This window comes from Fusobacterium sp. JB019 (assembly GCA_030673965.1).
In the GTDB taxonomy this organism is placed as follows: Bacteria; Fusobacteriota; Fusobacteriia; order Fusobacteriales; family Fusobacteriaceae; genus Fusobacterium_B.
Genome location: JAUTCN010000004.1, coordinates 42931 through 55010 on the forward strand (window position 1 = coordinate 42931; position 12080 = coordinate 55010).

The following is a 12080-nucleotide window of genomic DNA, read 5'->3' on the forward strand; positions in this document are numbered from 1 at the left end:
ATTATAACCCAAATTCCTTTTCAATGAAAGCAGTTGTTACATTTCCTTTTTTATAATTTTCATTTTCTAGAACTTTTAAATGAAAAGGTATTGTTGTTTCTACACCTTCAATTATAAATTCATTTAAAGCTCTCTTCATTCTTGCAATAGCTTCTTCTCTATCTATACCAAAAGCAATTATTTTACCTATCATTGAATCATAATAAGGTGATATTTCATATCCTTGATATGTATGAGAATCTATTCTTATTCCTATTCCTCCTGGAGTTACATATTTAGTTATTTTCCCAGGACATGGTAAAAATCCATGCTCTGTATCCTCTGCATTTATTCTACACTCTATTGCATGACCATAAGGAACTATATCCTCTTGAGTCATATTTAGTATATCTCCCTCAGCTAATACTATTTGTAATTTTATTATATCTAAACCAGTTACAGCTTCAGTTACTGTATGTTCCACTTGTATTCTAGTGTTCATCTCCATAAAATAAAAATTATTATCTTGATCTAGCAAAAATTCAAAAGTTCCTGCTGAATCATAATTAATAGCTTTTGCAAGTCTTACTGCTGCATCTCCCATTTCTTTTCTTACCTTTTCAGGTAATTTAAATGATGGAGATTCCTCTATTAATTTTTGATTTTTTCTTTGGATAGAACAATTTCTTTCTCCTAAATGTATTACATTCCCATGTTTATCTCCTATAATCTGAATTTCAACATGTTTAGGATTTTCAACATATTTCTCTACAAATACGTCTGGATTATTAAATGCTGCCTCTGCTTCATTTTGAGCTGCAACCATATTTCTTTCTAATTCCTCATCATTTCTAGCTATCCTCATTCCTTTTCCACCGCCACCAGCAGTAGCTTTAATCATTACTGGATATCCAATTCTTTCTTCTATTTCTTTTTTTGCTTCTTCAACATTTGTTATTATACCTGTTCCATTTGTTACAGGAACATTATTTTCTATTGCTTTTTCTCTTGCGGTAGCCTTATCTCCCATATTTTTTATGCACTCATGATTAGGTCCAATGTAAATTAATTCATGTATTCTACAAATTTTAGCAAATCTTGCATTTTCAGCTAAAAATCCATATCCTGGATGAATAGCATCTGCTCCAGTTATTTCTGCCGCTGCAATTATATTAGGAATTTTCAAATAAGAATCTACAGCTGAAGCTGCTCCTATACATACGGCTTCATCTGCCATTTGAACATGTAAACTATCCTTATCAGCCTCTGAATAAACTGCAACTGTTTTTATTCCTAATTCTTTAGCTGCTCTTATTATCCTTATAGCTATTTCTCCTCTATTCGCAATAAGTATTTTCTTCAATTTTACCCTCCAATTTCTTTTATAATTTCCTTATAAATTATTTGATTTTTATTAAAGCTTTTCCATAATCAGTTGTATCTCCATTTTTCAATAAAATTTCTTCTACAACACCAGCTTTATCAGACTTCATAGGAGTTTTAATTCCAACTGTTGATATGTAACCTATTACTTGTCCTATCTTTATTGGTTGTCCTACGCTAACTAATGGAACTCCATTTTTATCAAAGAAATAAAACTTCCCTATATTAGTTGATTTTATATATTCAAAAACTTCCTCTTCTTTTACTATTTCTTCTTCTAAAATAACTTCCTCTTCAACTTCCTCTATTAAATCTTTTTTTATTTTTATTTTTAGTTCTTCCGCTTCATAATTTATTTCAGATAGGTTCTTATCAGCTAATATCCTAACTAATTCATCTATCATTATTTCTTCTTTTTCCACTTGTTCCTCCTATACTTTTTTTTTAATTTTATCACAAACAGAAAAATGTAGCAAGATAAAATTACATCAGTTATTTAATCACCAAGCTATCTTTTCCCAATAAATCCACAACTTCGTTTATAAAATTTAACGAAGGAAATACTTTAACTTTTGAATCCTTCACCACTTTTTTATTATCTTTTTTCATTGCAAAGAAAAGAGTTGATTTCCCTCTATACCTTTTTAATATATCTTTTAATTTTAAAAATTTATGTTTCTCATTTTCCTTAAGCAATATATAAACTTTTTTATTATTTAAAAAACCTAATTTATTCACATCTATTAAACTTTTAACTATAAACTTTTTTGTTTCATTTCCATTAAAATAATCTGCTTTAATACTTCCTGAAAGAAATGCTGCTTTTCCTTCTATGAAATCTGAAGAATATTTATTAAAATCTCTTGGAAATATTATTCCTTGAATTAAGTCTGTATAATCCTCAATATCAAATATCCCCATTACTTCTCCAGTTCTTTTAGTCACAACCTTTTTTATATTATAAATAATTCCGACTATATCCACAATCTTATTTTCTTCCCCATCTTTTATACTTTCTATATTATCTACACGATAAGTAGAGATTATATTTTTATAAACATCTAATGGATTTGCACTTAAATAAAATCCTAAAAATTCTTTTTCTTTTTTCAATTTTTCTTCTAATTTAAACTCTTCCACTTGAGACATGGAAAAACTAGTTATTGTAGATTTTGCTTCTCCAAATAAATTCATTTGCTGAATTTCATCTTCTTTTAATCTTTTATTTGCATAATCAATTCCTTTAGAAATAGACTCTATTTTAGCTTTCCTATTTCCTTCTAGACAATCTAATGCTCCTGAATAAACAAGAGCTTCTAAACCTTTTTTATTGATACCATATTTTTTAGTTCTAAAAATAAATTCATCAAAAGTTTTATACTCTCCGTTTTCCTCAACTTCTTGCTTTATTCCTTCAGAAACTTTTATTCCTAAATTTTTTATTGCTGAAAGAGCAAATACTATACCTTCCCTATCAACTAAGAATCTAGAAGCTGCTTTATTTACATTTGGAAATTTAACCTTAACTTGATGTCTTCTTGCATCTTCAATATACCCTGCAATATTTTCTATATCCTTCATTCCTGAACTCATGATTGCTGCAAAATAATACTTAGGATATAAAGCTTTTAAATATGCTGTCCAATATGCAATCAGAGCATAGGCAGCTGAATGCGATTTATTGAATCCATAGCCTGCAAATTTATCTATTAGATGAAATATTTCATTTGCTTTCTCTTCTGTATAACCATTTTTTATAGAACGTTCTATAAATTTTTCTTTGTTTTCTTCCATTATATAAATATTCTTTTTTCCCATGGCTCTTCTTAATAAATCTGCTTCTCCTAAAGAATAATTAGCCATGATATTAGCTATTTTCATAACTTGTTCTTGATAAAGTATTACCCCATAAGTTTCTTCTAATATTTCTTTTAAAGAATTATGAGGATATTTAATTTCTTCTCTCCCATTTTTACAATTAATAAAATTATCAACCATCCCAGATCCTAATGGTCCCGGTCTATATAAAGCTAACAATGCTATTATATCTTCAAATCTATCTGGCTTTAATTTTCTAAGTATTTTTCTTATTCCTTTAGATTCGCACTGAAAAACTCCTAATGTATCTCCATTAGAAAGTAATTTATAAACCTCTTCACTATTTAAAGGAATTTCTTCTAACTTTATTTCTTTTTTCAAATCTTCTTTTACATAATCTATCGTCCTTTGGATATTTGTTAGATTTTTCAAACCTAAAAAATCCATTTTCAAAAGTCCTAATTCTTCCAATTCTTTCATTTGATATTGAGTTGAGATCGATGAATCTTTGTCTGAATAAAGAGGTACAGTTTCATTTAGAGGATCTTTTGTAATAACTATTCCTGCAGCATGAATAGAAGTATGTCTAACTTTATTTTCTAATCTACCAGAAAAATCTAATACCATTTTTATTTCATTATCAGTTTTATAAATTTCATTTAATTCTTTTACATTTTTTAATGCCTCTTTAATAGAATAATTAAAAGGAATTAATTTAGCCACTTTATCAATTTTTGAAAGTTGTATATTTAAAACTCTTCCTACATCTCTTATTGCTGCTCTAGCCTTTAAAGTTCCGAAAGTTATAATTTGAGCTACTTTATCACTACCATATTTTTTAACTACATATTCTATTAATTCTTGTCTTCTTTCCTGACAAATATCTATATCTATATCTGGCATAGATATTCTTTCTGGATTTAAAAATCTTTCAAAAATCAAATTATACTTCAAAGGATCTAATTCTGTTATTCCTAAAGCATAAGCAACTAAACTTCCTGCTGCTGATCCTCTTCCTGGACCAATAGGTATTCCTCTTTTTTTGGCAAAACTTATAAAATCCCATACAACAACAAAATACCCAGCATATCCCATCTTATTTATAATGGATATTTCATATTCTATACGCTCTATTATACTCTCATTAAGACCTAAGGGATATCTTTTTTTTAATCCTTCATAAACTAAAGTTTTCAAATAATTTTCTATATTACTTTGATCTTTTGGAATTACATAGTAAGGAAACTTAAATTTTCCAAATTCAATTTGAACATTACATTTATCACTAATTTCATTAGTATTATCAATAGCCTCTATATATTCTTGACCTAAAGCTTCTATCATTTCTTCTCTAGTTTTTAAATATAATTCTTCTGTTTCTATTTTCATTCTTTTTTCATCATTTATTCTAGAACCTGTTTGGATACAAAGCATTATATCTTGTAATACATGATCCCCTTTATTAACATAATGAGTATCATTTGTTGCTACTGTTTTCACTTGAAATTTATTAGCTAACTGAAATAATTTTTTATTTAATTCTTCTTGAATTAAAAACCCATTATTTTGTAATTCTATATAAAAATCTTCTTTTCCAAAAATTTCTATATAATCTTCTATCGCTGCATTTATTTTTTCTGAAGATTCTTCATCTAGAATTCTTCTAGAAATTTCTCCTTGCATACAAGCTGATAGACAAATAACACCTTCCCTATGCTTCTTTAAAAATTCTTTATCTGTTCTAGGTTTATAATAAAATCCTTCAATATAGGCTTGGGAACTTATTTTTATTAAATTTTTATATCCTTCATTATTTTTAGCCAATAAAACAACATGAAAAATTCTACCTTCTTTATTTTTCATTCCATTCTCAGCGACATAAGCTTCTATACCTATTATAGGCTTAATGCCATTTTCAATGGCTTTTTTATACATTTCTATTGCCCCGAACATATTCCCATGATCAGTTATACCAATACTTCTCATTTTTAATTCTTTGGCTTTACTTATATATTCTGAAATCTTTCCGACACCATCAAGAAGACTATACTCTGTATGTAAATGTAAATGAGTAAATCTATTTTCCATAATAGTATCTCCTTTCGATCTTTACTTATATTATATTACACATTTTCAAAATAATATCCATTTTCTTTTAAAATTTCAGAAAATTTTTCTATATTTTCTTCTTTTATTAAAATATGAAATTCTTCAGCCTTTAATATTAACTTTCCAATTTCTTTGTTCTTTATAATAAAGTTTACTAATTCTTTATCTTCTCCTAATTTTAAAACTTTATAATCATTAATTATTTTAATTGAGTTAATTCTTTTTTCCATTTCGTTAAAAAAATCTGTCCAAATATTTGAAAAATCAGAAGATATTTTTTCTTTAAATTCATTAATTTTTTCATAGAAATCTTTTTTGTTTTTTATTTTTCTAAAAAAACTATCCTTAGAAAGCTTATACTTATTAGATGAAATTTTTGTACCTATAGTTTCTAAAAATAATATTTTAATTGGAGATTCTCCAATTAATGTTATTATTAATCTATCATCTTCTAATATAGCGTTTCCTTCTTCCTCTTCTTTGAAATCATATTTATCACTTCTACCAAAGATATATCTCCCTAATTCTGTAAACTTAATGGCTTTAATTCCATCAAACTTAGATAAATAACCATGCTTTAAATATAATGCATTTTTATTTGAAGGTAATGTATAGAAAATTTCAATTACTCCTAATGCACTAAGTATAAATAAAACAGATTTTATAAATGGTTCTATTATATAATTTCTGTAATTAAAATAAGAAGTTATTTTAGTTCTCTCATAGTTAGCTTCATTTATATAAATATTATTATACACTGAATTTATATCTAAAACTTCTATAAATTTATCATTATATATAATATAGTTTATTATATTATCTACATTAACCATTTTATTATCTGGCATTTCCATTAAAGCTTCTTTAATAGTTTGTATTCCTCTTTTTACTTCACTATTATTTTTAAAAATTTTATTTACACCTTTTAAATAATTTAAATATAGTCTTATATAAACTGAATTCTTATCCTTTATACTTTTACCCTCTAGAAAATCATTCACTATATTTTTAATATTGCTAGCCCTTAAATAGGAAATATTTAGATATTCTTCCTTCAATAAAAAGAAAAACAACGCTATTGTTTCAGTTTTTAAAAAACTCAAATCCTTCTCATCTTCATAATACTCTTTTATATTACAATATTTACACATATTATTTTTAGAAGATTTTAATACCTTCCCACTTGAAGATAATTCTATTTTTCCATCTGCAAAAAATTTAAAATAATTTACAATGTCTTCTAAAATAATATTTTCATTACTATCGCTAGATAGTTTTCCATATCTTTCAGAAGGATAAATATAACATTCCTTTGTCCTAGGCAAGAATTCTCTATACCATCTTACAATGTCGTTATCTAAATATAAATATTCTTCTTTTTTTACTCCATACCCATATTTAAAAAATCTATACTCATCTTTTAACTGTATATCGTTTGAAAACTCTCTACCTTTTTTAAAACATAAATCTCTTTCTTTTATGATGTATTTCCCATCCCAAGCTATTCTTATAAATATTTCTTGAACATCTTTAGGTAAAGTTGAAAAAACATTTAAAAAACTTTCTTTTTTTAAGAAAATCTGATCCATTAATTCTAAAAATTTAGATTTTTTACTGTCCTCTGTTATTAAAGAAACTTCAAAAATTCCCATATTTAATCCAATATATCCTTCTGCTATTAGGTCTATGAAATAAACCTTAAATAATTTATATAAATCACTTTTTGTATAAAATTTATCTATCGCTTCTCTAAACTGTGTCCTGCTTATTCCCATAAAATCTCCTATCCTTTAACTACCTAATATAAACTCTATATCTTCTTCATTTAAATTTTTAACTGCTGCCCCTTCATCTGATATCAAACTTTCAACCAATTGAGTTTTTGTTTCTTGTAATTTTAAGATTTTTTCCTCTATTGTATCTTTAAGAATCATTTTATATGAAAAGACTGTTCTATCTTGTCCTAATCTATATGCTCTATCCACTGCCTGATTTTCAACAGTTTTATTCCACCATGGATCATAAATAAATATTGTATCTGCTGCAGTTAAATTAAGACCAACTCCTCCTGTTTTTAAGGTCATTACAAATACTTTATATTTAGAATCTGTTTGAAATTTGTCAACTAATATATGCCTATCTTTAGTAGCTCCTGTCATTGATAAATATTTTATTTCATTTTTTTCTAATTCTTTACAAATCCCATCTATAGAATTAATATAATTAGCAAAAACTAAAACCTTATGATTATTTTTTACCGCTTCTATTATATTTTCTATAACAACTGTCTTTTTACTTGAAACAATAGATGAATTTTTAATTTCTGGACAACTTGTAATTTGTCTTAATTCATTTAATGCTTGAAGAATATAAAATTGCGATTTATTAAATCCTTTTACTTTTATATTCTCATGAACCATATTATAATAATACATTCTTCTTTCTTCGTAATATTTTTTTTGATTTGGATTCATTTCAATGTATACTACTTTTTCTATTTTATCTGGTAAATCTTTCAATACTTCTTTTTTTATTCTTCTTAAAATAAATGGATATATTTTTTTTCTTAATTCATTAATAGCCTCTTGATCATTATCCCTATGTATAGGAACTGCATAAAACCTATTAAACTCTTCAGCTGTTCCAAACATTGAAGGATTTAGAAACCTAAATAAAGAATACAATTCTCCCAAATTATTCTCAACAGGAGTTCCAGATAAAGCTATTCTATTCTTAGAATTTAAAAGCATAACAGCCTTTGTTGTCTGGGCATTTATATTTTTTATATTTTGAGATTCATCTAGTATAACTAAATCAAATTTCAATTTTTTTACTTTCTCTATATCATTTCTTACTGTCCCATAAGTCGTTAAAATAACTTCACTATTCATTATTTCTTCTAAATTTCTATTACTTCCATAATAAATTCCAGTATTTAAATTAGGACTAAACTTTTTTATTTCACTTTCCCAGTTATATACTAAACTTTTAGGCATAACAACTAGAGTTTTTTTATTAGCTCGTGTATGTATTTTATTTATTAACACAATTGCTTGCAAGGTTTTCCCAAGTCCCATATCATCAGCTAAACAACCGCCTAAATTGTTACTTATTAAATAAGCTAACCATTTACAACCATATTCTTGATACTTTCTTAACGTTGCATTTATTTTAGGCAATCTTATTTTTTTACTTTCTAAATTATTTATTCCTAAGAAAAAATCTTTTCTTTTGTTTATTTCTGTTTTTAAAATTTTATCATTAATCATCTCATCGACTATAGGTAAATCAAAAAATGATATTTTCACTTTTTTATCTTGATCTATTTTAAAAACTTTTTCCAATTTCTCTATATATTTTTTATTAATTATAGCGTTAGTTCCATCTCCTAAAACAATATAAGAGTCCTTTTTTAAAGTGGATAATATGTCAGCTATACTAAACTTTTCTTCTCCTATCTCTAATTCTAATTCTCCTTCTAAAAAATCTATAGAATGTTTTAACTTTCCAACTAACTTAGGTTTCGCAACTTTAATGCTATATTTTTTAAGTTTATCTGTTCCAATTACCTTATACTTACCTGCTAATTGCAACAAATCTTTTTTTACAAATTCTTTCGCTAATTTTTCTTGTATTATAAGTAAATTATCTTCATCTAAAAAATAACCATATCTTATTCCTAAATTTTTCTGATGCTTTGTTATAATTTTTATTATTTCATCAATAAATTCATTTGTTTTTTCCAAATCAACTCTACTCTTAGATATTTTCTTTTCCAAATTATTAATAATTATAATTTCCTCTAAATTATTCTTCCGTATAAATTCATCAGAAATAGAGGAATATAATATATTTATCTTTAAATAAAGACTGTTATCCTGGGAAATTTTATCAATTACTAATTGGGGAATTCCTTTTAATTCTAATTTTTTTTCAACCTTATAATCTAAATAATTTATTTCTATATCATTGACATAATTATTAGCTAAAGATAGAAAAACCTCTATATCATTTTTATCAATACTTATATTTAAATCTTCTAATAAACTTGTATCTAAAAATAATTCTTTGAAATTATATATTATACCTTTCCTAAAAATTAAATGTTCATTTAAAATCTTAAAATCAAAATATTTATTATTTAAAACTAATTTTGAATCTAATTTTCCCTCTTCTTCTGATTCTTCTAAGATTAAACTTAAACTATTTTCTTCTAAACTCCATAAAATTTTATTGAAATTCTCATCCACAAAATTATCAATTTCTTTTAAATATTCAGCTATCTCTGAAACTTGTTCGAAATATAGTTCTTTTCTAATTTCTCCCCATCCAACAAAAAAATCATCTTCTTTAGTTTCTTTTAATAACGAGACTAATTTTTCTATATTTTCATTTTCAATTTGAAAATTGCTAAAATCTGTTATTTCGTCTTTTTCTTTAGAAACTGGAACAATATAATCTCCATCATTATCTATAATAAGCATAAAATAAATTTCTTTTTCCGTTTTTAATTTCATATTTCCCCTATTTTATCTCCCTTTTTTATTTTTTGCTAAGATTAATTATATCATAATTTCTTCTATCCATCAAGTTTATCAAGTCTTTATCATAAAAAAAAAGACCTTCTCAGGTCTTTTTTTTTATTTAGAAAAACTTAAAATTGTTGTTACTATATTTTTTATTCTTCCTTTTTTTACTTTTGATTCATCTATATATTTTATTGTTAATCCTGTATAACCATAAATAGCTGAAATTATTGGATTTATTAAATTTAAAAAACAATAAGGTACATATACCCAAGGAGCTATTCCTAGTGTTGCAATCATATAAGCTCCACAACTGTTCCATGGAATAAGAGGAGAAGTCATTGTCCCTGAATCTTCTAGAACTCTAGATAAAGTTACAGGATGTAAATTTCTTTTTTTATATGCATCTTTAAAAATTCTTCCTGTTATTACAATTGATAAATATTGTTCTGAAGCTAATGCATTAGCTGCTAATGCTGTAAGTAATGTAGAAAGAATTAAGCTTCCTGTTGAGTTTGCTAGTTCTAATATTTTATTGGCTATTGCTGAAAGCATCCCTGTTTTTTCCATGACTCCTCCAAAAAAAAGAGCACAAATAATTAAAGATACTGTCCACATCATACTATTCATACCTCCACGAGTAAGCAGAGAATCTACAATTTTATTTCCTGAATTAGAAATATAACCAATTTGAAGAGAAGTTACAAAATCTTTAACTTTAACTCCTTGGATAAAAATTGCTGCTATTCCACCTATCAAACTTCCACAAACTAATCCTGGAATTGCTGGTATCTTTTTTATTACTAATCCTATTGTTATCACTGGAACTATAAACAATATTGGAGTAATCACAAACTCAGTATTCAAAGTATTTAATATAGAATTTAAAACCTCTATATTAATTTGAGAATTTGAATATTTATTCCCTATTATTGTAAATAATATAATAGTTATTATAAAACTAGGAATTGTAGTATAAAGCATATATTTTATATGTTCAAATAATTTCGAACCTGCCATGGCTGGTGCTAAGTTAGTTGTATCTGAAAGAGGAGACAATTTATCCCCCATATATGCTCCTGAAATTATTGCTCCTGCAGTTATTTGAGGAGGAATTCCTAACCCAGCTCCAACTCCCATTAAGGCTATTCCTATTGTTGCAGCTGTACTCCATGAACTTCCAGTTGCTATTGCCACTACAAATGAAAGTAATAATGTTGCTGGTAAAAATATACTAGGAGACATTATTTTAAGTCCATAAAAAATCATTGTGGGAACAACACCAGAAATAATCCAACTTCCTACAACCATACCAATTATTAATAAAATAATAGCTGCTTCCATTGAAGACTTTATAGTTTCCAATATACCCTCTAATATTTCATCCCAATCATACTTAAGTGAAAACATTGCTATACAAGCTGCTAACATTCCAGATAACATTATCGGAATATGTGGATCTGCTCCTGTAAATTTTAAGGTATAAGCAAGAGATCCTACTAAAAATATAAGCGGTATCATTGCATGTACAAATTTTGTTTCTTTAATTTTTCCAGTATTTCTCACGTCACAATCATTTTTTTTCATTTTTCCTCCTAGCTATTAAATCCTAATCATAAAGATTAAAATTTTAATTATCACCCCTATTTTTTTTAAATTTTAACAATAAAAAAACATCATTGATTCTAAAACCAATGATGTTAACCACTTTCCCATTGGATCCCAAATCTCCCTGTCAATATTTAGACGAGGTTAGCTACGGATCCTAGATCCGATTAGAATGGGTCCCCCGCTTTCTTCTTAAATATAATTTTAAAACAATTATAAATAAAACTAAGCGAATTATTTGCTATTTTTATTTTCAATTTATTATATAATAAATTGAAAATATGTCAATAGTTTTTTAAACTATTTTTGTATTTAATTTTTTTCCACCTAAAAGATGAAAATGAATATGAAATACCTCTTGGCCACCGTATTCATTGCAATTAGTTATAACTCTGTATCCTTCTTCAGCTATACCTAAATCTTTAGCTATTTTAGCTATCACCATATACATTTCTCCAATTAATTCCTTATCCTCTTCTTTTATATCATTTATTGTTGGTATTTCTTTTTTAGGCACAACTAAAATATGTACTGGAGCTTGAGGATTAATATCCTTAAAAGCTAATACTTTATCATTTTCAAAAACTATTGTTGCTGGTATTTCTCTATTTATTATTTTTGTAAATATAGTTGCCATTTTAAAATCCTCCATCAATT

General features: G+C 26.0%; 7 protein-coding genes. All 7 read right to left on the minus strand.

Going from position 1 to position 12080, the window contains the following annotated elements; translation table 11 throughout:
- Position 1: 1 nt before the first annotated feature.
- The 7 genes from accC to Q7K47_03805 all read right to left on the minus strand — a co-directional run bounded on the left by accC (position 2) and on the right by Q7K47_03805 (position 12060).
- Positions 2-1342, minus strand: a complete 1341-nt coding sequence (accC, locus tag Q7K47_03775) for an acetyl-CoA carboxylase biotin carboxylase subunit (GenBank protein ID MDP0506329.1) — start codon at positions 1340-1342, stop codon at positions 2-4.
- A gap of 37 nt (positions 1343-1379) precedes the next feature.
- On the minus strand, positions 1380-1784 hold the full coding sequence (locus Q7K47_03780) for a biotin/lipoyl-containing protein (protein ID MDP0506330.1): 405 nt from the start codon (positions 1782-1784) through the stop codon (positions 1380-1382).
- 70 nt (positions 1785-1854) lie between these two features.
- On the minus strand, positions 1855-5268 hold the full coding sequence (locus Q7K47_03785; protein ID MDP0506331.1) for a DNA polymerase III subunit alpha: 3414 nt from the start codon (positions 5266-5268) through the stop codon (positions 1855-1857).
- A gap of 35 nt (positions 5269-5303) precedes the next feature.
- Positions 5304-7064, minus strand: a complete 1761-nt coding sequence (locus Q7K47_03790; GenBank protein ID MDP0506332.1) for a hypothetical protein — start codon at positions 7062-7064, stop codon at positions 5304-5306.
- Positions 7065-7079: 15 nt separating this feature from the next.
- Positions 7080-9806 (minus strand): DEAD/DEAH box helicase, encoded by a 2727-nt coding sequence (locus Q7K47_03795; protein MDP0506333.1) that lies wholly within the window; start codon positions 9804-9806, stop codon positions 7080-7082.
- 123 nt (positions 9807-9929) lie between these two features.
- Entirely contained in the window at positions 9930-11402 is a 1473-nt protein-coding gene (gene nhaC, locus Q7K47_03800) for a Na+/H+ antiporter NhaC (protein MDP0506334.1), read from the minus strand.
- 316 nt (positions 11403-11718) lie between these two features.
- Positions 11719-12060, minus strand: a complete 342-nt coding sequence (locus Q7K47_03805) for a histidine triad nucleotide-binding protein (GenBank protein ID MDP0506335.1) — start codon at positions 12058-12060, stop codon at positions 11719-11721.
- Between the last annotated feature and the right edge of the window lie 20 nt (positions 12061-12080).

Excerpts from the sequence above, each read along its gene's own strand:
- nhaC (MDP0506334.1), bottom strand. The coding sequence starts at position 11,402 with ATGAAAAAAAATGATTGTGACGTGAGAAATACTGGAAAAATTAAAGAA.
- Q7K47_03805 (MDP0506335.1), bottom strand. The coding sequence starts at position 12,060 with ATGGCAACTATATTTACAAAAATAATAAATAGAGAAATACCAGCAACA.
- Q7K47_03795 (MDP0506333.1), bottom strand. The coding sequence starts at position 9,806 with ATGAAATTAAAAACGGAAAAAGAAATTTATTTTATGCTTATTATAGAT.
- Q7K47_03785 (MDP0506331.1), bottom strand. The coding sequence starts at position 5,268 with ATGGAAAATAGATTTACTCATTTACATTTACATACAGAGTATAGTCTT.
- Q7K47_03790 (MDP0506332.1), bottom strand. The coding sequence starts at position 7,064 with ATGGGAATAAGCAGGACACAGTTTAGAGAAGCGATAGATAAATTTTAT.